This window comes from Microbacterium sp. ANT_H45B, assembly GCF_008369345.1.
GTDB lineage: Bacteria > Actinomycetota > Actinomycetes > Actinomycetales > Microbacteriaceae > Microbacterium.
This window is the reverse complement of the sequence record NZ_VOBK01000001.1, coordinates 717,335-738,347: the sequence shown is the minus strand read 5'-3', so window position 1 is coordinate 738,347 and position 21,013 is coordinate 717,335. Positions and strand designations below refer to the sequence as shown.

Annotated in this window: 17 protein-coding genes; 6 read left to right on the top strand and 11 right to left on the bottom strand. The window is 69.8% G+C overall.

What is annotated here, in order from left to right:
- Positions 1-41: 41 nt before the first annotated feature.
- Positions 42-1,226, bottom strand: a complete 1,185-nt coding sequence (locus FQ142_RS03545) for a thiolase family protein (protein ID WP_149422232.1) — start codon at positions 1,224-1,226, stop codon at positions 42-44.
- Positions 1,227-1,503: 277 nt separating this feature from the next.
- Here FQ142_RS03545 and FQ142_RS03540 point away from each other — a divergent pair, with 277 nt between their 5' ends.
- Positions 1,504-2,091: an antibiotic biosynthesis monooxygenase gene (locus FQ142_RS03540; protein WP_149422231.1), complete on the top strand. Its 588-nt coding sequence runs from the start codon at positions 1,504-1,506 to the stop codon at positions 2,089-2,091.
- A gap of 608 nt (positions 2,092-2,699) precedes the next feature.
- Here FQ142_RS03540 and FQ142_RS03535 read toward each other — a convergent pair.
- The 5 genes from FQ142_RS03535 to FQ142_RS03515 all read right to left on the bottom strand — a co-directional run bounded on the left by FQ142_RS03535 (position 2,700) and on the right by FQ142_RS03515 (position 8,847).
- Positions 2,700-3,656: an aldose 1-epimerase family protein gene (locus FQ142_RS03535; RefSeq protein WP_149422230.1), complete on the bottom strand. Its 957-nt coding sequence runs from the start codon at positions 3,654-3,656 to the stop codon at positions 2,700-2,702.
- Positions 3,656-5,179 (bottom strand): L-arabinose isomerase, encoded by a 1,524-nt coding sequence (gene araA, locus FQ142_RS03530; RefSeq protein WP_149422229.1) that lies wholly within the window; start codon positions 5,177-5,179, stop codon positions 3,656-3,658. Before araA ends, FQ142_RS03535 begins: the two co-directional genes overlap by 1 nt.
- 29 nt (positions 5,180-5,208) lie before the next feature.
- A complete protein-coding gene (locus FQ142_RS03525; protein WP_149422228.1) occupies positions 5,209-6,828 on the bottom strand; it encodes a xylulokinase in 1,620 nt (539 codons plus the stop codon).
- Positions 6,825-7,544 (bottom strand): L-ribulose-5-phosphate 4-epimerase, encoded by a 720-nt coding sequence (locus FQ142_RS03520; RefSeq protein ID WP_149422227.1) that lies wholly within the window; start codon positions 7,542-7,544, stop codon positions 6,825-6,827. Before FQ142_RS03520 ends, FQ142_RS03525 begins: the two co-directional genes overlap by 4 nt.
- A gap of 289 nt (positions 7,545-7,833) precedes the next feature.
- On the bottom strand, positions 7,834-8,847 hold the full coding sequence (locus tag FQ142_RS03515) for a LacI family DNA-binding transcriptional regulator (RefSeq protein ID WP_149422226.1): 1,014 nt from the start codon (positions 8,845-8,847) through the stop codon (positions 7,834-7,836).
- Positions 8,848-8,904: 57 nt separating this feature from the next.
- Between FQ142_RS03515 and FQ142_RS03510 the strand changes: the two genes are divergently transcribed.
- On the top strand, positions 8,905-9,750 hold the full coding sequence (locus tag FQ142_RS03510; protein ID WP_149422225.1) for an NAD-dependent epimerase/dehydratase family protein: 846 nt from the start codon (positions 8,905-8,907) through the stop codon (positions 9,748-9,750).
- A 49-nt stretch (positions 9,751-9,799) separates the two neighbouring features.
- On the opposite strand, the gene FQ142_RS03505 is transcribed toward FQ142_RS03510, so the two are convergent.
- A complete protein-coding gene (locus FQ142_RS03505) occupies positions 9,800-10,822 on the bottom strand; it encodes a LacI family DNA-binding transcriptional regulator (RefSeq protein WP_045253600.1) in 1,023 nt (340 codons plus the stop codon).
- 189 nt (positions 10,823-11,011) lie between these two features.
- Here FQ142_RS03505 and FQ142_RS03500 point away from each other — a divergent pair, with 189 nt between their 5' ends.
- The 4 genes from FQ142_RS03500 (at position 11,012) to FQ142_RS03485 (ending at position 16,055) form a co-directional block, all read left to right on the top strand.
- Entirely contained in the window at positions 11,012-12,307 is a 1,296-nt protein-coding gene (locus FQ142_RS03500; RefSeq protein ID WP_045253599.1) for an ABC transporter substrate-binding protein, read from the top strand.
- An 81-nt stretch (positions 12,308-12,388) separates the two neighbouring features.
- Positions 12,389-13,294, top strand: a complete 906-nt coding sequence (locus tag FQ142_RS03495; RefSeq protein WP_056419291.1) for a carbohydrate ABC transporter permease — start codon at positions 12,389-12,391, stop codon at positions 13,292-13,294.
- 5 nt (positions 13,295-13,299) lie between these two features.
- Positions 13,300-14,190 (top strand): carbohydrate ABC transporter permease, encoded by an 891-nt coding sequence (locus FQ142_RS03490; protein WP_149422224.1) that lies wholly within the window; start codon positions 13,300-13,302, stop codon positions 14,188-14,190.
- On the top strand, positions 14,187-16,055 hold the full coding sequence (locus FQ142_RS03485) for a glycoside hydrolase family 127 protein (RefSeq protein WP_149422223.1): 1,869 nt from the start codon (positions 14,187-14,189) through the stop codon (positions 16,053-16,055). Before FQ142_RS03490 ends, FQ142_RS03485 begins: the two co-directional genes overlap by 4 nt.
- Positions 16,056-16,135: 80 nt before the next feature.
- On the opposite strand, the gene FQ142_RS03480 is transcribed toward FQ142_RS03485, so the two are convergent.
- From FQ142_RS03480 to FQ142_RS03465, 4 genes are all read right to left on the bottom strand, one after another.
- The gene (locus tag FQ142_RS03480) at positions 16,136-17,179 is read right to left on the bottom strand and encodes an ABC transporter permease (protein WP_149422222.1); all 1,044 of its coding nucleotides are present in this window, start codon (positions 17,177-17,179) and stop codon (positions 16,136-16,138) included.
- Positions 17,176-18,243 carry an ABC transporter permease gene (locus FQ142_RS03475; RefSeq protein WP_149422221.1) on the bottom strand — a complete coding sequence of 356 codons (1,068 nt, stop codon included), beginning with the start codon at positions 18,241-18,243 and terminating at the stop codon, positions 17,176-17,178. The genes FQ142_RS03480 and FQ142_RS03475 overlap by 4 nt, the downstream gene beginning before the upstream one ends.
- Complete coding sequence (locus FQ142_RS03470) at positions 18,240-19,847, bottom strand: sugar ABC transporter ATP-binding protein (protein WP_149422220.1); 1,608 nt, start codon at positions 19,845-19,847, stop codon at positions 18,240-18,242. Before FQ142_RS03470 ends, FQ142_RS03475 begins: the two co-directional genes overlap by 4 nt.
- A gap of 92 nt (positions 19,848-19,939) precedes the next feature.
- A complete protein-coding gene (locus FQ142_RS03465; protein ID WP_149422219.1) occupies positions 19,940-20,935 on the bottom strand; it encodes a substrate-binding domain-containing protein in 996 nt (331 codons plus the stop codon).
- Positions 20,936-21,013: the final 78 nt, after the last annotated feature.

The window sequence follows — 21,013 nt, the reverse complement described above, 5'->3', positions numbered from 1 at the left end:
ATCGGGTCGGCGGGGGTCTTCTCTGCTCTGCGGGGAGCGGGCTACAGGCGCTCGATGATCGTCGCGTTCGCCATGCCGCCGCCCTCGCACATGGTCTGCAGACCGAACCGGCCGCCCACGGCGTCGAGCTGATCGATGAGCGTGCCCAGCAGACGGGTGCCGGACGAGCCGAGGGCATGCCCGAGCGCGATGGCGCCACCGCGCGGGTTGAGCTTCGCGGCATCCGCCCCCACCTCCGCCGCCCACGCGAGGGGTACCGACGCGAAGGCCTCGTTGACCTCGTACGCGTCGAGGTCGTCGATCGAGAGCCCCGTGCGTTCCAGGATGCGCCGTGTCGCGGGGATCGGCCCGGTGAGCATCATGAGCGGGTCGTCACCGACCACCGTGAAGGCGTGGAACCGCGCCCGAGGTGTGAGCCCCAGTGCGTCGGCGCGCTCGGCGCTCATCAGCAGAGCGGCAGACGCCCCGTCGGTGAGCGGCGAGGAGTTGCCGGGGGTGATCCGCCAGTCCACCTCGGGAAAGCGGGCCGCGAGCGCATCCGTGCGGAACGCCGCCGGGAGCCCGGCGAGCCCCGCGGCCGTCGTGCCCGCGCGGACGGTCTCGTCGGTGACGGCGTCCGGCGCCTCCGCGACCGGGATGACCGTGCGGTCGAAGAATCCCTCGGTCCACGCGGCGGCGGCGCGACGGTGCGACTCGGCCGCGTACGCGTCGAGAGCCGCGCGGTCGAGACCCCAGCGGGCGGCGATCAGCTCCGCAGAGACACCCTGGTTCACGAGCCCCTCGGGGTAGCGCTCCCGCAGACGAGGAGACATCGGGGACCCGCCCGCGGCGGACGATCCCAGCGGCACCCTGCTCATCGACTCGACACCGCCGACGATCACCGCCTCGTAGGCCCCGGCGATGATCCCCTGCGCGGCGAAATGCACCGCCTGCTGGCTCGACCCGCACTGCCGGTCGATCGTCGCCGCCGGGATCGCCTCGTCGAAGCCGGCGGCGAGCACGGCCTGCCTGGCGATGTTCGACGACTGATCGCCGACCTGGCTCACGCACCCGAGCAGCACGTCATCGATCTGCCGCGATTCGAGACCGCTGCGCGCGAGGATCGCGGCGAGCGCTCCGGCCGCGAGATCGACCGGATGCACACCCGACAGGGCACCGCCCGGCTTGCCCCGCCCGACGGGGGTGCGGACGACATCGATCAGAACGGCTTCGCTGCGCGTGCTCATGAGACCCATTCTCTCCCCTCGCGGGGTGCGGGTCGCGGGGACGCCGGAGCGGGACGCGGGCGGCCGGTGCGGGACGCGGGGACGCCGGTGCGGGCGCGAGGAGGCCGGTGCGGGGTCGCGGGCGGCCGATGAGCGGATGCCGTCTTCGCGCGCCGCGAAAACGAGGCGTCGACCCCGGCATCCGAAATACAATCGATCCTGCGCCCGCACCCTGGCGCGACACCCCCACCGTCGAGGCGTCCGTGACCCGGGCGACCGCACTCTCCGAGGACCCACCATGTCCAGCGAACCCATCACCGTCTCCATCCGCCGCGAGGTCGACCCCGAGCACGTGGCCGCCGCCACCGCGTGGGTGCAGACCGGCGTGAATCTCGCCCACCGGTACCCGGGATTCCTCGGCTCCGGCTGGGTGCGCGACGGCGAGGACTCGCACGTCTGGCACATGCTCTACCGCTTCACCGACGAGAAGTCGCTGATCGCGTGGGAGCAGTCGGGCGAGCGGGAGTGGTGGAAGTCGACCGGAGACCAGTTCGTGCGCAGCGAGCGCGTGAAGCGCCGCACCGGCATCGAAGGCTGGTTCGACGAGCCGACCACCGACACGATCACGCTGCCGCGCGCGGACGGATCGACGACCACGGTCGCGATGGTGAGCACGCCGCCGCGGTGGAAGCAGGCCATCTCGATCTGGCTCGGATTCTTCCCCGTCAACCTGGCCTTCACGTACGTGATGAGCCCGGTTCCCGGCTGGAACGAGCTGCCCATCTGGCTGCGGGTGCTGGCGACGACCGTGGTGCTCACGCCGATCATGGCCTACTGGGTGCTGCCCTTCGTCACGCGGTCGCTGCGCCGCTGGCTCACCCGCTGACGCAAGACCGCCGCACGCGTCGGCCGACGCATCCGTCGCGACCTCGTGCTGCCGCGTGCTGGCTCGTGCTGGCGCTGCCTCGCCTGCTGCCTTCCCAGGCGGGACCACTTGCGCACCTCCCCGCCAGGCGGGGCCACTTGCGCAGCTCCCACCCAGGCGGGGCCACTTGCGCACCTCCCCGCCAGACGGGGCCACTTGCGCAGCGGAATCGGACCTTACGGACGCAGAACTGACCCCGCATAACGTGCGGGTGCGGAACTGACCCCGCGTAGCGGCCGGGCGCAACTGCGCTCGGACCGCACCACAGTCGCCCCACGTCGCATCCGCCGCCTCGCGCCGCCCCGCCCACCCAGGCGGGGTCACTTGCGTAGCTCCCACCGAGGCGGGGTCACTTGCGCACGCCCCCGCCAGACGGGGCCACTTGCGCACCTCCCGCCAGGCGGGGTCACTTGCGCACCGGAATCGAACGTTACGGATGCAGAACTGACCCCGCATAACGTGCGGATGCGCAACTGACCCCGCAAACCGCCGGATGCGGAACTGGCCCGGCACCGCGCGAGACGGCAGTCGGAACGCACCGCGCGAGACGCGGAGCCCGCCGCTCCGGCTCAGATCGCGGAGATACTCCAGGATGCCGCGTGCGCAGCCCCGGGCGCGAGCACGACCAGGTCGGTCCCGGAATTGAACGCGTCCGGCGGACAGGTCATCGGCTCGACCGCGAGGCCGATGCGGTGGATCGCGGCGATCTCGGGGTTGTCGGCCGTGTGCACCTGCACCCACGGGCAGCGCTCGTCGAAGGTCATCGCGACGCCGGTCCCGGCATCTGTCACCAGGCGCACCTCGGCCACTCCACCCTCGCGGGCGAGACCCGTGAAGGCGTGGTCGATGAAGACGTCGGCGATCGGGCGCGCGGCGCGGAAGTCCCACTGCGGATGCGCGGTCACGCCCTCCACCGCGACAGGACTCAGCCGGTCGGGTGTCACCGTGAGCACGTCGGATGCCGGCAGAGCCAGCGTCCAGTCGTCGACCCGGCCGGGGCCTGCGACGAGGTACGGATGCGGTCCGGTGCCCCATGGCGCGGCATCCGCCCCGAGGTTGTGCGCGGTCACCGTCTGATGCAGCCCGTCGGCGTCGAGACGGTACTCGGTCTCGACCTCGACGCGGAACGGGTACCCGGTCTGCGGCTCGATGACGGCGGCGAGCACGACGCGGTCGTCGAGCACGAGACGGTCCTCGAACTCGGTCCACGACAGAAGTCCGTGCAGCGCCTGCCCCCGCGTCGGCTCGGTGAGGGCCAGCCGGTGCTCGACCCCGCCGAACGTGTAGCGGCCGTCGACGATGCGGTTCGGCCACGGCGCGAGGGTGGTGCCGCGGTATCCGGGGCGCACCTCGTCGGCGTCGAACGGCACGACCAGATCCCGCCCGTCGTGGGTGAGCACGCGCAGCGAGGCGCCGACGCTCGCGATGACCGCCTCGTACCCGTGAGCCGCGATGCGCAGCTGTCGGCCGGAGCGCAGACGTGCGGCGGCCACGACATCGACGGCCGGTGCGGCGCCCTGCGTCATCACAGCCCCTGCGCGAGTCGGTAGTACGCCTGGTTCCAGCGCACCTGCTTCTGGAACTCGGGCAGAGTGGTGTCGTCGTCGATCACGAGCAGCTCGACCTCGGCCATCTCGGCGAAGTCGCGGAACGCCTCCAGGCCGACGGCCGTCGACATCACGGTGTGGTGCGCGGCACCCGCGGTCAGCCAGGCGGCGGCCGACGTGGTGAAGTCGGGCTGCGGCTTCCAGACGGCACGGCCGACGGGGAGCTTGGGCAGCGACTGACGCGGCGGCACGTTCTCGACGACGTTCGCGGTGAGGCGGAACCGGTCGCGCATGTCGCTGAGCGCGACGACGATCGCGGGCCCGGGGTCTGCCGTGAAGACCAGGCGCACCGGGTCGTCCTTGCCGCCGATGCCGAGCGGATGGATCTCGAGAGTGGGCTTCGCGGTCGTGAGCGACGGCGAGACCTCGAGCATGTGCGCGCCGAGGATCAGCTCGTCACCGGGCGTCATGTCGTAGGTGTAGTCCTCCATGAGGCTCGCCCCGCCGGGCAGGCCCGACCCCATGACGTTGGCGATCCGCACGAGGATCGCCGTCTTCCAGTCGCCCTCGGCACCGAATCCGTAGCCCTCGGCCATCAGACGCTGCACCGCGAGGCCGGGCAGCTGCGTCAGCGCACCGAGGTCCTCGAACGAGGTGGTGAAGGCGCCGAAGCCGCCCTCTTCGAGGAACGACCGCAGACCGATCTCGATCGCGGCGCCGTCGCGCAGCGACTGGTGGCGCTCGCCACCGCGGCGCAGTTCGGGCACCACCTCGTACAGCTCTTCGTACTCGGCCACGAGGGCGTCGATCTCGAACGCGGATGCCGCGGCGACCGCATCCGCCAGGTCGTTCACGCCCCACGTGTTGACCTGCACGCCGAAGCGCAGCTCGGCTTCGGTCTTGTCGCCTTCGGTCACGGCGACGAAGCGCATGTTGTCGCCGAAGCGGGCGAGCTTGAGCGAACGCGAGGCGGCGAGGCCGGCCGCCGCGCGCTGCCAGGTGGCGATCTCCTGACGCACCCGGGGGTCGCTCGCGTGGCCGACCACGGTCTTGCGCGGCACGCCGAGACGCGTCTGGATGTAGCCGAACTCACGGTCGCCGTGCGCGGCCTGGTTCAGGTTCATGAAGTCGAAGTCGATGTCGGCCCAGGGCAGCTCGACGTTCGCCTGCGTGTGCAGGTGGGCGAGCGGCTTCTGCAACGCGTCGAGACCGGCGATCCACATCTTCGCGGGGCTGAACGTGTGCATCCACGCGATCAGTCCGATCACCCTCTCGTCGGCGTTGGCCTCGAGAGCGGTGCGCTTGATGGCGGCGGAATCGGTGAGGACCGGCTTCCACACGATCTTCACCGGAACCTCCCCCGCCTCGTCGAGGAGGCGGGCGATCTCCTGAGACTGCTCGGCGACCTGCGCGAGCGTCTCGGGACCGTAGAGATGCTGACTCCCGGTGAGGAACCAGACCTCGTAGCCGTCGAGCGAGGTGGTGAGCGGGGTGCGGGGCATGGCGGATCCTTCGGTCTGGCGGGAGCAGTTCAGAGAGCGGTGGTGGCGGCGGCTTCGACGGCGAGGCCTGCGCGGTAGCGGTCGAGATAGGCGGTGAATCCGGCGACGTCTGCGGGGTCGGGCTCGGCCACGGCGAGGGATGCCGAGGCGAAGACCTCGCCGTCGAGGTACTCCCCCAGGGTGCGCGTGTCGGCATGGGCCAGGTACGACGCGAGCACCGCGATGCCCCAGGCCCCGCCCTCCGCTGCGAGCTCGCCCACCGAGACCGGGGCATCCAGCGCGCCGGCGAGGAAGCGCTGCGCCACTCCCGCGGTGCGGAACATCCCCCCGTGCGCGAACATGCGGTCGAGCTCGACGCCCTCGTCGGTGAGCACCTGCATCCCGAGCGCGAGGGTGCCGAAGACGCCGTACAGCTGCGCGCGCATGAAGTTCGCGAGGGTGAAGGCGCTGTCGGGGGTGCGCACGAAGAGCGGACGCCCCTCGGTGAGGCCGGCGATCGGCTCGCCCGCGAGATGGTTGTAGGCGAGCAGGCCACCGGCATCCGCCTCGCCCTCGAGCGCCTCACGGAAGAGCGCGTCGAACACCGCATCGGCGTCGAGCGGCTGCCCGGCCGCAGCGGAGAAGCGGGTGAAGAGTCCGGCCCACGCGGCGAGCTCGCTCGCCCCGTTGTTGCAGTGCACCATCGCGACCGCGTCGCCGGCCGGGGTCGTCACCAGGTCGAGCTCGTGGTGCACCTGCGACAGCGGACCCTCGAGGACGACCATCGCGAAGATGCTCGTCCCCGCCGAGACGTTGCCCGTGCGGGGCGACACCGAGTTCGTCGCGACCATGCCGGTTCCCGCATCTCCCTCGGGCGGGCACAGCGGGATGCCGGGGCGCAGCGCGCCGGTCGGGTCGAGCAGGGCGGCCCCGTCGGCGGTGAGCATGCCTGCCTCGGCGCCGGCGGGGAGGACTTCAGGAAGAAGGTCTCTGGCGCTCGCCGGCAGGCGGTCGGCCGCGAGCGCGTCGTAGGCCTGCAGCATCCGCTCGTCGTAGTCGCCGGTCGCCGAATCGATCGGGAACATGCCGGATGCATCGCCGACACCGAGCACGCGACGGCCGGTGAGAGCCGTGTGAACGTATCCGGCGAGCGTGGTCACGAAGTCGAGCTGCGGCACGTGCTCCTCGCTGTCGACGACGGCCTGGTACAAATGGGCGATCGACCAGCGCAGCGGGATGTTCACCCCGAGCAGCTCGGTCAGCTCCGCCGCGGCGACGCCCGTGTTGGTGTTGCGCCAGGTGCGGAACGGCACGAGCAGCTCGCTCTGCGCGTCGAACGCGAGGTATCCGTGCATCATCGCCGAGATACCGATGGCACCGAACGACTCGGGGCGCACGCCGTGCGCGCGCTCCGCGTCGGCGACGAGCCCGGCGTACGCAGCCTGCAGGCCCGCCCAGACCTCGTCGAGGTCGTAGGTCCAGAGGCCGCCCTCGAGGCGGTTCTCCCAGGCGAACGACCCGGTGGCGAGCACCTCGGTCGCATCCGATCCGATCAGGCACGCCTTGATGCGGGTCGAGCCGAGCTCGATGCCGAGGCTCGTGCGGCCGGCCACGATGTCGTCGCGGGCGGTGGTGCTGCGGGCGGTGGTGAGGGGGGTTGTGTCGCTCATCGTCGGGCGTCCGAGTTCTGTCCGTAGACGTTCTGGTAGCGGGCGAAGAGGCTGTCGATGGCCTCCTGCGGGATGGGGATCAGCGGGCCGGCCTCGCGGGCGTGGTGCACGGTGCGGGCGACGTCCTCGACCATGACGGCGGCCTTCACGGCATCCTTCGCATCGGCGCCGATGGTGAACGGCCCGTGGTTCTGCATCAGGACCGCGCGGCTGCGGTGCCCGGAGAGGGTCTGCACGATGCCCCGGCCGATCGAATCGTCGCCGATGATCGCGAACGGCCCGACCGGGATGGGTCCGCCGAACTCGTCGGCCATGGCCGTGATGACGCAGGGGATCTCCTCGCCGCGGGCCGCCCAGGCGACCGCGAAGGTCGAGTGCGTGTGCACGACGCCGCCCACCTCGGGCATGTGGCGATAGACGTAGGCGTGAGCCGCGGTGTCGCTGGAGGGCGAGCGATCGCTGCCCGGCGTTCCGGCGATCACGGCGCCGTCGAGGTCGCAGAGGATCATGTTCTCGGGCGCGAGGTCGTCGTAGCTGACTCCCGAAGGCTTGATCACGAACAGGTCGGCGCCGGGGACCCGCCCCGAGACGTTTCCGCCCGTCCAGACCACGAGTCCGTAGCGCACGAGTTCGCCGTGCAGGCGGGCGACGTCCTCACGGACGGTCTGGATCGATGCGGCGATCTCGGGGGAGAAGGCGGGGGCTTCGTTGCTCACGGGTACCTCGGGTCGTCGGTGGTCACTGTGACCGGTCACAGAAGTGTGTCACGCGGGTGCGGCGGCGGTCAAGACGCGCGCTGTCGCCGCGTCCGTGCGGGGTCAGTTTCGCACCGCACACCCAGGCGGGGTCAGTTTCGCATCGGATACGGCCGATCAACGTGCGAAATCGACCCCGCCTGCGATTCCCGTGCGAAATCGACCCCGCGCCGCGACGGCACGGGACGGGACGGGACAGGACGGGAGGGCACGCGACGGCACGGCACGGGTCGGCACACCGAATCCCGGGTCAGCGCGGCGGAGCGACCGAATCCCGGGTGACCAGCACGGGCGCCACGGGAGGGAGATCGGATGCCGGAGCCTCCGCGCTGCCCGCCAGCACCGCGGCCACCGCACGACGCGCCAACTCCGCGAAGTCCTGTCGCACGGTCGTGAGCTTCGGCCAGTAGTAGGCGGCGTCCGGGGTGTCGTCGAATCCCACCACGCTGATGTCGCCCGGCACGGCGAGGCCCGCTTCGTGCAGACCGCCGAGCAACCCGAGAGCCATCTGGTCGTTCGCCACGAACACGGCCGTCACGCCCGATCCGCGCACGGCCTCGACCGCCGCGTAGCCCGAGCCCGCGGTCCAGTCGCCCTCGAACACGGGCCCGGCGGCGAGCCCTCTCGCGGCGAGCTCGGCGGCGAATCCCTCGGCGCGGGACTCAGCCTCGAGCCAGTCGGCGGGTCCGGCGAGGTGCGCGATGCGCGTGTGACCGGCGTCGGCGAGCGCCGCGACCGCGAGCCGGGCTCCCGCCGCCTGATCGACCGAGAGGCCACGAGCGCCCCGGTCGGCCGCGTGCAGCGTGACGACCGGAACCCCGATGCGCACCTCGTCGAGCGCGTCGAGGGTGTGGGCATGAGGTGCGACGACGACGATGCCCTCGACGCCCTGCATCACGAGGTGGTCGACGGCGGCGACCACGGCATCCGCATCACCCGCGTCCGCGAAGGCCGCACTCAGCCAGTACCCGGCCTCACGGGCCGAGGCCTCGAGCGCGGCGATGCTGCGCGAGGGTCCGTAGTGCAGCGCGTCGGTCGCCAGCACACCGAGAGTGCGGGAGCGCCGGGTCCCCAGCGCCCTGGCCGCGTTGTTCATGCGGTATCCCAGCTCGGCCATGGCGGCGAGCACCCGCTCCCTGGTCTCGGTCGCGACCTCGGGATGGTCGTTGAGCACCCGGGAGACCGTCTGCCGCGACACCCCGGCACGAGAGGCGACATCGCGCACACCGACGGTGCGCGGGGGCTCGCTGTTCGTGTCACTCACGCCGACGAGTGTATGCCGCACGGCCCCGACTCCCCGCCTTCGTGCCACTCTGGTGACATGCGCATCGCACTCACCGGATCATCGGGCAAGCTCGGCAGCGTCGTCGCGCGGGAGCTCCGCGCCCGCGGGTACGAGGTCATCGGCATGGACGTCGCGGGCACCCGCGGCCCCGACTTCGTGCAGGTCGACCTCACGGACTACGGCCAGGTCGTGGATGCGCTCGGCGCCGTCGGCGACCGCCATGACGGCATCGACGCCGTGGTGCATCTCGGCGCGATCCCCGCGCCGGGCATCCGCAGCGACGTCGCAACCTTCCACAACAACATGCCGGCGACGTTCAACGTGTTCTGGGCGGCGGTGCGCCTCGGCATCCGCCGCGTCGTCTACGCGTCGAGCGAGACGGTCCTCGGCCTGCCCTTCGACGTGCCACCGCCCTACGTGCCCGTCGACGAGGACTACCCCGCCCGCCCCGAATCGGTCTACTCGCTCGTCAAGACGCTCGAGGAGCGCATGGCGACCGAGCTCGTGCGCTGGCATCCCGACCTGTCGATCACGGCGCTGCGCTTCTCGAACGTGATGAACCCCGCGGACTACGCGGAGTTCCCGGACTTCGACGCCGATGCCCTTCGTCGCAAGTGGAATCTCTGGGGCTACATCGACGCACGGGACGGCGCCCAGGCGATCGAGCGCGCCCTCGAGGTCGCAGCTCCCGGCTTCGACACCTTCATCATCGCGGCGGCCGACACCGTGATGTCGCGACCGAACGCCGAACTGCTCGCCGAGGTCTTCCCCGACGTGCCGCACGCCCGCGAGTTCGGTCCGAACGAGACGCTGCTCTCGATCGACAAGGCCCGCCGCGTGCTCGGCTTCGATCCTCAGCACTCCTGGCGCGACGAGGTCTGATCGGACGCACCGTGCCGCGCGCACGATCGACCGGACGTGCGGGCACGCCTCAGCGTCGGGCGATCGTGGATCCGCGGATGACGAGACGCACCGGCAGACGGTGCGTGCCCTCACCGATGTCGATGCCGTCGATCGCGTCGAACACCCGCAGCGCCGCCTCGCGACCCAGCTGCTGCAGGTTGGCGTCGATGCTGGTCAGCTCGGGTCGGGCGTTGGTGGCGAGCACCTGCCAGTTGTCGTAGCCGATCACCGCGAGGTCGTCGGGAACCGATCGGCCGAGATCCCGCGCCGAGTCGAGCGCCCCCCGGGCGATCTGATCCGACCCGCAGAACACCGCATCGATGTCGGGATGCCGCTGCAGCAGCATCGCCGCGGCATCGCGTCCCCAGTGCTCCGTCCACTCCGAGAACATCGGCTCGCCGACGAGCTCGAGTCCCGCGTCGCCGAGTGCAGCTCTGGCGCCGGCGAGGCGGTCCTGCGCCGCGGCATAGGTCGGGTCGCCCGAGATGTGCGCGATGCGCCGCCGTCCGCAGGCGAGCAGATGCTCGATCGCGAGACGCCCTCCCGCGTAGTTGTCGGGGGTCAGCGACAGGTCGTGCGGGTCGTCTGACGGCGCGTAGGCGTAGACGACGGGCACCGGGATCTCCTGCCCGAGCGACGGACGCGGATCGGTCTGCCGCCCCACGACGATGATGCCGTCGACCCGGCGGCTCAGAAGTTCACGCAGGTGGTGCTGCTCGCGGATGGCGTCACCTCGGGCATCGCACAGGAAGACGTTGATGCGGCCGGCGCCGAAGGCGTCTTCGGCGCCCATGAGGATCGGCAGCATGAACCGACCCTCGAGGTCGCTGGTGAGCAGACCGACCGTGCCCGTGCGGCCGGCGAGGAGGCCCCGGGCCATCGCGTTGGGCGTGAACGAGAGTTCGTCGGCGATCGCACGGACCTTGGCCCGCGTCGCCGCCGAGACGTCACCGCGATCGTTCAGCGCCTTGGAGGCCGTCGAGATCGACACTCCTGCGCGCGCGGCGACATCGCCGAGGGTCACAGCCCGCACTCCGGTCGAATCGCTCATCTCACTCCCTGATGCTGAAAGGTTATCGGAACAAGGCTTGACGGCCCCGTCACAACCACGCTATACCTTTTCGAAAGGGTTTTCGTAAGTTTCGAAAAATCCGGATCCACACCATCTCCACACCGGCGCTGCACTGCCGAAGCGCCACACCGCATCCGCTCGAGGAAGAGCCAAGAGGAGCCCCCGCCCATGAACATCATCCGCACACACGCCGCGCGCCGCGCATCCGCCGCCGTCGTCGCGGCCGGCCTGCTGGTCGGCGGCCTCGCCGCCTGCGCACCCGCCGCAGACGAGGCCTCGAACGAGCCGATCACGGCGGAGGGGACCGACGACGGCACGACGCTGACGCTGTGGACCCGCGCGCCCATCGAGCGCCAGGCCAAGCTGCTCGTCGACGCCTACAACGCGAGCCACGAGAACCAGGTCGAGCTCACGGTCGTGCCCAACGACGACTATGTCGCCAAGGTCGGCGCCGCAGCCGGCTCGGGAGGGCTGCCCGACCTCTTCGCCGCCGACATCGTCTATGTGCCGAACTGGGCCCAGCAGGGACTCTTCCAGGACATGTCCGAGCAGATCGACGGCCTCGACTTCAAAGACGAGATCAACCCCGGCCACCTGGCGGCGGGCACGGTCGACGACGCGGAGTACGTGCTGCCGTTCGCCCTCGACCTCTCGATGCTCTTCTGGAACAAGGAGCTCTTCGCCGAGGCGGGCCTCGACCCCGAGAAGGCACCCGCCACGCTCGAGGAGTTCTCCGAGGCGGCCATGGCCGTGCAGGCTCTGAACAAGCCCGACACCTACGGCACGGCGACGGGCCTGAACTGCGGCGGATGCCTGGTGTTCACCTGGTTCCCCTCGATCTGGGCATCCGGTGACGAAGTCATGAACGACGACGGCACCGAGTCGCTGCTCGACGGAGACTCCGCCCAGGCGGTGTACGACACGTGGGCCGGGCTCGAAGAGGCCGGAGCCGTGCTCCCCAGCTCGACCGACGAGGCCGGCCCGACGTGGACGGCCGCGTTCAGCGAGGGCAAGGTCGGCGTGATGCCCTTCCCCGCCACCCTGCTCCCGTCTCTCGACTTCGACGCCGGCGTCGCCGGCATCCCCGGTGTCGACGGAGGCGTCTCGACCTTCGTCGGAGGCGACGGGATCGGCATCTCGAAGGACTCGAAGAAGGCAGCGCAGGCCTGGAACTTCCTCAACTGGATGATGTCGGAGGACGCTCAGGTCGAGGTGCTCGCGAAAGACGGCAACGCCGTGTCGCGCGGTGACCTCGCCGACAACGAGTACTCCTCCGCCGACCCGAGGCTCGTCACGATCAACGAGGTGGCGGCCAAGGGCGACACCCCGGTGGCGCTCAACTTCCAGCAGGCCTTCAACGCTCCGGGCAGCCCCTGGCTCACGCTGATCCGCAACGCGGTGCTCAACGGCGAGGACTCGGTGCCGGCCGACAACGAGGAGATCACCGCGATCCTCTCGCAGTGACCACGGATGCGGGGGCGGAGCGAACGCGCCGCCCCCGCATCCGTCCCGCACGTCCCGCACTCCCGATCGAAAGAGACCGAGATGACCCAGACCGCACCCCTCTTGCGGCGCCGCAGACCGCGCACCGCGTTCGGCGGCCCGGTGCAGGGCTGGCTCTATGCCGCCCCCACCGCGATCTTCGTCGCCCTGCTGTTCGTCGTGCCGCTGGTGCTGGTGGTGCAGATGTCGGCCTCCGATTGGCCTCTGCTCAGCGGCAACCGGGGCATCAACTTCCCCGAGAACTACGCGGATGCCGTCACCCACCGCCTCTTCTGGGACTCGATCCGCTTCACGCTGCTCTACACCGTCATCACGACCGTCATCCTGATCGGTCTCGGCCTCGGGCTCGCCCTGCTCGTGCAGGAGTCGACCCGGTGGAAGGGCTTCCTGCGCACCGCCTTCCTGATCCCGAGCGCGCTGGGCCTGGCATCCGCCTCTCTGCTGTTCTACGTGCTTTACTCGCCGATCGCCGGGCCCTTCGCGGGCCTGATGAAGTCGTGGGGCATCACGTTCCTCGGCACCCCGGAGGGCGCACTGTGGTCGACGATCTTCCTGATCGTGTGGCGCTTCGCCGGCTTCTACATGCTGCTGATGCTGGTAGGCCTGCAGGGCATCCCCGACGACATCTACGAGGCCGCACGCATCGACGGCTCGAGCCCGTGGCAGACGTTCCGCCACATCACGGTGCCGCTGCTCAAGCCGACCTTCGCCCTGACGACAGTGATGTGCGTGACCGGATCGCTGCTCGCCTTCGAGCAGTTCTACATCCTCACCAAGGGCGGCCCCGACAACAGCACGATGACGGTCGTGCAGCTCATCTACAACGTGGCCTTCCAGGGCCAGAACAGCCTCGGCATCGCCGGAGCCCTCTCGGTGATCGTGCTCCTCGCACTCATCGTCATCAACGTCTTCCAGTTGCGCGCCTTCCGGCGTCCGGATGAGAGCTGAGAACCATGACCGAAACGCTCACCCGCACGATCGTCGCGCCGAACAGCCAGCCCACCACTCCGCGCTACCGCTCGACGGCGATGCGGGTCATCTTCGGCATCCCGTACTGGGTGTTCACAACCGCACTCGCCGTGATCTTCCTCTACCCCCTCATCTGGACGGGTGTGTCGTCGCTCAGCCCTGTGGCCGGCACCAGTCAGACCGACGGCTGGGGCTTCGGCAACTACATCGCCCTCGGCGACTACCAGGCCGGCATCTGGGTGTACCTCGGCAACTCGCTCTTCGTCTCAGTACTCACGGTCACCCTCACGCTCTTCATCTCGCTGCTGGGCGGATACGCGTTCGCGCGCTTCTCGTTCCCCGGCAAGAACGCCCTGTTCCTGCTGACGCTCGCGATCCTGATGGTGCCCTATGCGACGCTGCTGATCCCGCTCTACGTGATCCTCAACGCCGTCGGCCTGCAGAACTCGCTCGTGGGCGTCGCCCTGGTGATCACGATGTTCCAGCTGCCGTTCTCGATGTTCATGATGCGCATCTCGTTCGAGTCGATCCCCCGCGAGATGGACGAGGCCGCGATGGTCGACGGATGCTCCAGCTGGGGCGCCCTGTGGCGGGTGCTGCTGCCCGCGGTCAAGCCGGGGCTCGTGACGGTCGGCCTGTTCGCGTTCCTCACCGCGTGGAACGACTTCATGGCACCGCTGATCCTCATCAACGACACCAACCGCATGACGCTGCCGCTCGCGGTCGCGAACCTCCGAGGCCAGGTGCAGGGCGTCGTCGACTACGGCGCAACCGAAGCCGGGGTCGTCGTGCTGGCGCTCCCCTGCATCCTGCTCTTCCTGATCCTGCAACGACACTACGTGCGCGGATTCATGTCCGGCGCCTTCAAGGGATGACCATGTTCGACACCACCGCACCCGCCGCTCCGGTGGTCCCCACCCGCGGACGCCTGCGCCCTCTCGGCCTCGACGAGGTCTCGATCACCGGTGGATTCTGGGGCGAGCGGCAGGCCGTCAACGGGTCGGCCACGCTCGCGCACATCGAATCGCGACTCGAATCGGAGGGCTGGCTGCCCAACTTCGACCTCGCGGCCGCCGGCTCGCTGCCGGCCGGACGCCGCGGACGCGAGTTCTCCGACTCCGAGATCTACAAGTACCTCGAGGCGCTCGCGTGGGAGATCGGCCGCACGGATGCCGGGGCCGACGACGACCTCGAGCGGCGATTCCGTCGCATCGTCGAGCGGGTCGGCGCCGCGCAGGAACCCGACGGGTACCTCGACACGATGTTCGGACGCGAGGGTCAGGACGAACGGTGGACAGCGCTGCAGTGGGGCCACGAGCTGTACTGCCTCGGACACCTGTTCCAGGCGGCCGTCGCGCGGATCCGCACGCGACCCGAGGCGGATGACGGGCTGATCGACATCGCCCGCCGCGCCGCCGACCTCGTCTGCCGCGAGTTCGGCGCGGACGGACGCGACGCGATCTGCGGGCACTCCGAGGTCGAGGTGGGCCTGGCGGAGCTGGGCCGAGCGCTCGGCGAGAGGCGCTACATCGATCAGGCCGCCCTGTTCGTCGAGCGGCACGGCCGCGGCTCGCTGGGCGAGATCGAGTGGGGACGCAGCTACTTCCAGGACGACGTGTCGGTGCGCGACGCCGAGGCGCTGCGCGGGCACTCGGTGCGCGCCAACTACCTCTCCGCCGCCGCCGCCGACGTGGCGACCGAGCTGTCGGATGCGTCGCTGCTCGACGCCCTGCGCGCGCAGTGGGATCGCACGGTCGAGCGCCGCACCTACGTCACGGGCGGCCAGGGGTCGCACCATCAGGACGAGGCGTTCGGCGACGACTGGGAGCTGCCGTCGGATCGCGCCTACTCCGAGACCTGCGCGGGGATCGGATCGATCATGTTCTCGTGGCGCCTGCTGCTCGCGACCGGCGAGGCGCAGTACGCCGACCTGATCGAGCGCACGCTGTTCAATGTGGTCGCGACCTCTCCGGGGTCGGACGGCCGCTCGTTCTTCTACGCCAACACGCTGCATCAGCGCACGCCGGGGATTCCCGCAGACCCGGACGCGACCTCCCCCCGCGCCTCGTCATCGCTGCGGGCACCGTGGTTCGAGGTGTCCTGCTGCCCCCCGAACGTGGCGCGCACCTTCGCGAGCCTCGCCGCCTACGTCGCGACGGCCGATGACGACGGCGTGCAGCTGCACCAGTACGCGCCGTCGACCGTGCGCACGACGCTGCCGGACGGCCGGGTCGTCGCGTTCGACGTGTCGACCACCTACCCCACCGAGGGGGTCGTGCGGATCACGATCACCGAAGACGCCGAGTTCGCCCTGACGCTGCGCGTGCCCTCCTGGGCCTCGGGGGCGACGGTGCGCGTGCACAGCGGCGACGAGGCGCGCGAGTCCGCTGCGCCCGCGGGCGTGTTCCGAGTCGCTGAGGCGTTCCGCGCCGGCGACGTCGTCGAGCTGACGCTGCCGATCGTGGCGCGCGCCACGGCACCGCATCCGATGGTCGATGCCGTGCGGGGCAGCGTCGTGATCGAACGGGGCCCCGAGGTCCTGGCGCTCGAGTCGATCGACCTCGGCGCCGACGTCGGAGACGCGGTCGTTGCCGGAGAGCCCGTCGAGCGGGACGGTCACGTCGTGCTGCCGGTGCGGCATCGCTCGACGGGAGAGGCATCCGACGCGCCCCTGGTCGCCTACCACGACTGGGCTCGGCGCGGCCCGTCGACGATGCGGGTGTGGATCCCGACGAGCTGACGCAGCCGCATCTCGCGCACACGAACGGCCCCCTCTCGATCGAGAGGGGGCCGTTCGTCGTCGATGGCGTCCGGACGCCGCTACTCCCGCTTGCGGATCACCGCCCGCTGCAGCAGCACGAACACGAGCAGGATGCCTCCGGTGATGATCGTCGTCATCTCGGGCGGGATGCCGCCGTCGCGCGTGATCAGCACGTTCATGAGTCCGAGCACGAGTGCGCCGATCACCGATCCGAGCACGTAGCCGTACGCACCGGTCAGCACGGTTCCGCCGATCACGGCCGCGGCGATCGCGTCGAGCTCCCACCCGATGCCGGTGATGTTCTGCGCCGTGCCCAGTCGTGCCGTGTACAGCACCGCGGCGAGACCGGCGAGACCACCGCTGATCACGTAGACCAGGACCTTGGTGCGCTGTACGGGCAGCCCCATCAGCAGTGCCGAGTTCTCGGATCCGCCGATCGCATAGACGGTGCGTCCGGTGCGGGTGCGGTGCAGCACGAAGAACGCGACAGCAACGACGATCACCGCGATGAGCACCGCCGGGGTGATGACGAGGTCGTTCACCTTCGGCCCGTCGATGATCTTCAGCTGCGACCCGATCCAGCGGATCGGGGAGTCCTCGCCCAGCCGCTCCGGCTTGGTGCTGAGCAGCGAGGCGAGCCCTCGACCGAGGAACATCATCGCGAGCGTCGCGATGAACGGCTGCACGTTGAAGTATCGGATCAGCACGCCCGAGACGACCCCGAACAGCATCCCGATGACGATCATCGCGACGATGACGGCGAATGCGTTCCATCCCGCATTCGAGAGCATGACTCCGGCCACCGACGAGACCGCGATGACCGATCCGACGGAGAGATCGATGCCTCCGGTCAGGATGACGAAGGTCAGCGCGACGGCCAGCACGATCAGGTGCGCGTTGTTGATGAGCAGGTTCGACAGCGTGTTGAACTGCAGGATGCGACCGTACGCCACCTCTCCGAAGATCACCATGCCGACGAAGATCACGACCGAGGCGACAGTCGGCAGCACCGACGGGTTGGCACGGATCATGCGCTGCACGCGGTCGAGGAGCGTCTCCGTCGAGCGTGCGGTGGGACGGGGTTCGACGGTCAGGGCGGTCATGCCGACACCTCTTCCTTCTGCAGCAGCTGTTCGACCGGACGCTCCCGGCGTCGACGTGTGAACCAGCTGCGCACCCGCTGCGACTGCAGCAGGCACAGCACGACGATGACGATGGCCTTGAAGGCCGGGGTGGCCGACGACGAGACGCCGAGGTACAGCACGGTCTTGTCGAGGGTGGCGATGAGGAGGGCGCCGACGAACGCGCCGCTCAGCGAGAACTTGCCGCCCGCGAGCGAGGCGCCGCCGATCACGACCGCCAAGATGGCGTCGAGTTCGAGCTGGTAGCCGGTGCGGGAGATGTCGACGGTCATGACGCTGCCGACCGACATGATGCCGGCGACCCCGGCGAGGATGCCGCTCATGATGTACGCGGTGAGCAGCAGCCCCTTCGGCTTGATGCCGGCCATGCGGCTCGCCTTGGGGTTGATGCCGATCGCCTCGATCATGAGCCCGAGCGCACTGCGCCTGACCACCCACCCGACCGCGATCACGATGAGGACGGCGAGGATGAACACGACGGGGATGCCGATCACGAAGCCGTTCGCGATCCACCGGAACGAGTCGTTCGAGGCGGTGGTGTTCTGCCCGCCGGTGATCACCTTGGCGATCCCTCGACCGGCGAGCATGAGCACCAGCGTGGCGATGAAGGGCTGCAGCCCGACGTAGGCGACGAGCAGTCCGTTGACCGCACCGAGGATGCCGGTGATCACCAGCGCCAGTCCGACGGCGGCGAGCGCCGCGCCGAACGAGTCGCCGGCCGCGCTGAGGAACTCCATCGAGACCGCGCCGGCGACGGCCATGAGCGAGCCGACGGAGAGGTCGATGCCGCCGGTGGCGATGACCAGCGACATCCCGATCGCGATCATCATCACCGGGGCGGCCTGGCGCAGGATGTCGACGAGGTTGCCGACGAGGTTGCCGTTGTTGGGGTTGATCGAGAGCGCGAGGTACGTCGGATCCTTGACGACGTTCAGGGCGAGCAGCGCGAGGATCGCGACGATCCCCCAGAAGAAGGGCTTGTGGATCAGATCCCGCCAGATGGCGGTGCCGGCTGACGCGGTCATCGCGCTGCCTCCTTGTCGGTCGTGGGGGCGATGCTATCGGTCACTGCGCCGTCGGCGTCGTCGAGGGTCTCGGCCGCGGCGTCCACACCGTGGGCGGCGATGACGTCGACGATCACCTGTGCGGTGACATCGGGGCCGTTCTGGATCTCGCCGATCTTGCGGTGGTCCTTCAGCACGACGATCCGCTCGGACAGTCGCACGACCTCCTCCAGCTCCGACGAGATGAACACGACCGCGACTCCCTCTTCGGCTAGCTCGGCCACGGCCTCCTGGATCTCGGCCTTGGCGCCGACGTCGATGCCTCGGGTCGGCTCGTCGAGGATCAGCAGCTCGGGCTGCGTCGCGAGCCAGCGTCCGAGCAGCACCTTCTGCTGGTTGCCGCCCGAGAGGTTCTTGATCATGCGATCGGGGTCGGCCGGTCGCACGTGGAACTGCTCGATGTAGCGGTCGACGATCGCGTCCTGCTCCTTGCGGCTCATCGGCCGCGCCCAGCCGCGCTCGGCCTGCACCGCGAGGATGATGTTCTCTCGCACGGTCAGGTCGCCGATGATCCCCTCGTCGCGGCGGTTCTCGGTCGAGAAGGCGAGCCGTCGGGGCAGTGCGTCGGCGGGCGAGCGGAGATCCACACGCTGCCCGTGCAGTTCGATGGAGCCTTCGTCAGCGCGATCCGCGCCGTACAGCAGCCGCGCGAGCTCGGTGCGGCCGGAGCCGAGCAGGCCCGCGAATCCGACCACCTCGCCGGGGCGGATGTCGATGTCGGTCGCCTCGACCGCACCCCGTCTGGCGATCCCGGTCGCCGACAGCAGCGGCTGCTCGGCGGGGTCGCGCGGCTCGCGGCGTCGGTTGCCGCCGAGCGAGGTGAGGGTGTCGAGATCCTTGCCGATCATCTTCGAGATGAGGGCGTGCCGGTCGAGCTCCCGAGTGAGGTACTCGCCCTCGTACCGTCCGTTGCGCAGCACCGTGAGACGGTCGCTGATCGCATAGACCTGGTCGAGGAAGTGCGAGACGAACAGGATCGCGACACCCTGGTCGCGCAGCGAGCGGATGACGGTGAACAGCCCCTCGACCTCGGCCGCGTCGAGGCTCGAGGTGGGCTCGTCGAGGATGAGGACCTTGGCCTTGATCGCCATCGCGCGGCTGATGGCCACGAGCTGCTGCAGGGCGATCGAGAGCGTCGACAGGGGCTTGCGGGTGTCGAGGTGGCCGAGTCCGAGACGCTCGAGCGCCTCGCCGGCCGCGCGATGGGTCGCCGTCCAGTTGATGCCGAACACGCCCCTGCGCTCGTGGCCGAGCATCACGTTCTCGCCGATCGAGAGGTTGGGTGCGAGGTTGACCTCTTGGTACACCGTCGAGATCCCGGCATCCTGCGCGTCGCCGGCGCCGCCGAAGCTGCGCGCGCTGCCTGCGACGACGATCGAGCCGGAGTCGATGCGGTACACGCCGGTCAGTGCCTTGATGAGCGTCGACTTGCCCGCGCCGTTCTCACCCATGAGCGCGTGCACCTCGCCGGGGAACAGGCGGAAGTCGACGGCGTCGAGGGCCTTCACACCGGGGAACTCGATGGAGATTCCGCGCATCTCGACGAGGGGAAGTTCTTCGTTCATGGGTCTCTCCGTCCGGGAGAGTCCGGGTGGCGCAGCGTCTGCGCCACCCGGACTCGCTGCCGGATCCCTCCGGCGTCGGGGTCGGTTCTCGATCAGTACTTGCGGTCTGCCAGCACGGCCTGCGCGGCCTCGGCGGAGTCGAACGCCTCGCTCGGGACGACGATGTACGAGTCGACGTCCTCGCCGGCCAGCGTCTTCTCCACCACGTCGAGAGCGGTGTCGCCGAACAGCGGGTTGTACTCGTGCACGTAGCTGAGCTCACCGTCGGCGAGGGCCGTCATGGCGTTCTTGGTGCCGTCGATCGTGGCGATCTTGACGTCGGTGCCCACGACGAGGCCGGCCTCCTCGGCGGCCTGCGCCGCGCCGAGTCCCATCTCGTCGTTCTGCGCGAACACGAGCTGGATGTCGTTGCCCGACGACTTGAGCATGGTCTCGAAGACGCTCTTGCCCTCCTCGGCCGACCAGTTGGCGGTCTGCGCGTCGAGCTTCTTCAGCGACGAACCGGCGAGTCCCTCATCGAAGCCCTCGTTGCGCTCGTTCACGACGCCGACGCCGGCGGGACCCTCGAGCACGACGTAGTTGCCGCCGTCGGGGAACGTGGCGGCGGCCCAGGCGCCGACCTCCTTCGCGACCTCGACGTTGTCGGGGGCGATGCGGGTCACGTACAGGCTGTCGTCGTCGGGCTCGATACCGCGGTCGAGGAGGATCACCGGGATCTCGGCCTCCTGCGCACGCTTGAGGGAGTCCTCCCAGCCGGAGGCTTCGGTGGCCGACAGCAGGATCACGTCGACGCCCTCATCGACGAACGACGTGAACGCGTCGATCTGCGACTTCTGGTCGAGGTTGGTGGCCGGGGCGTACTTGAGGTTGTACCCGGCCTCCTCGGTGAACGTGTCCTGGATGTTCTGCTCGTTGGCCTCACGCCAGGCGCCCTCGGGTCCGACGGCGACGAAGCCGACGGTGGTGACACCGTCGGAACCTGCGCCCTCTTCCCCGGAGTCTCCGGTCGAGCAGGCCGCGAGGCCGATGGTGAGTGCGCCGACTGCTGCCAGGCCGAACGCGATGCGGATGCGCTTCTTCGCGGACATTTTCTCTCCTCTTCGAGACGCCGGTAGTCACTCCGGCAACGATGGACCGCCGTGGTCCCTGTCGTGATTGCAGGACCG

What these genes read in the sequence shown, in the direction of transcription:
- araA (WP_149422229.1), bottom strand. Translation starts at nt 5,179, where the DNA reads ATGCCCCGCACCCCGCTCACCACCTCGCTCGACGGCTACGAGGTCTGG.
- FQ142_RS03525 (WP_149422228.1), bottom strand. Translation starts at nt 6,828, where the DNA reads ATGAGCGACACAACCCCCCTCACCACCGCCCGCAGCACCACCGCCCGC.
- FQ142_RS03505 (WP_045253600.1), bottom strand. Translation starts at nt 10,822, where the DNA reads ATGAGCGATTCGACCGGAGTGCGGGCTGTGACCCTCGGCGATGTCGCC.
- FQ142_RS03480 (WP_149422222.1), bottom strand. Translation starts at nt 17,179, where the DNA reads ATGACCGCCCTGACCGTCGAACCCCGTCCCACCGCACGCTCGACGGAG.
- FQ142_RS03540 (WP_149422231.1), top strand. Translation starts at nt 1,504, where the DNA reads ATGTCCAGCGAACCCATCACCGTCTCCATCCGCCGCGAGGTCGACCCC.
- FQ142_RS03465 (WP_149422219.1), bottom strand. Translation starts at nt 20,935, where the DNA reads ATGTCCGCGAAGAAGCGCATCCGCATCGCGTTCGGCCTGGCAGCAGTC.
- FQ142_RS03545 (WP_149422232.1), bottom strand. Translation starts at nt 1,226, where the DNA reads ATGAGCACGCGCAGCGAAGCCGTTCTGATCGATGTCGTCCGCACCCCC.
- FQ142_RS03470 (WP_149422220.1), bottom strand. Translation starts at nt 19,847, where the DNA reads ATGAACGAAGAACTTCCCCTCGTCGAGATGCGCGGAATCTCCATCGAG.
- FQ142_RS03475 (WP_149422221.1), bottom strand. Translation starts at nt 18,243, where the DNA reads ATGACCGCGTCAGCCGGCACCGCCATCTGGCGGGATCTGATCCACAAG.
- FQ142_RS03500 (WP_045253599.1), top strand. Translation starts at nt 11,012, where the DNA reads ATGAACATCATCCGCACACACGCCGCGCGCCGCGCATCCGCCGCCGTC.
- FQ142_RS03535 (WP_149422230.1), bottom strand. Translation starts at nt 3,656, where the DNA reads ATGACGCAGGGCGCCGCACCGGCCGTCGATGTCGTGGCCGCCGCACGT.
- FQ142_RS03510 (WP_149422225.1), top strand. Translation starts at nt 8,905, where the DNA reads ATGCGCATCGCACTCACCGGATCATCGGGCAAGCTCGGCAGCGTCGTC.
- FQ142_RS03485 (WP_149422223.1), top strand. Translation starts at nt 14,187, where the DNA reads ATGACCATGTTCGACACCACCGCACCCGCCGCTCCGGTGGTCCCCACC.
- FQ142_RS03490 (WP_149422224.1), top strand. Translation starts at nt 13,300, where the DNA reads ATGACCGAAACGCTCACCCGCACGATCGTCGCGCCGAACAGCCAGCCC.
- FQ142_RS03495 (WP_056419291.1), top strand. Translation starts at nt 12,389, where the DNA reads ATGACCCAGACCGCACCCCTCTTGCGGCGCCGCAGACCGCGCACCGCG.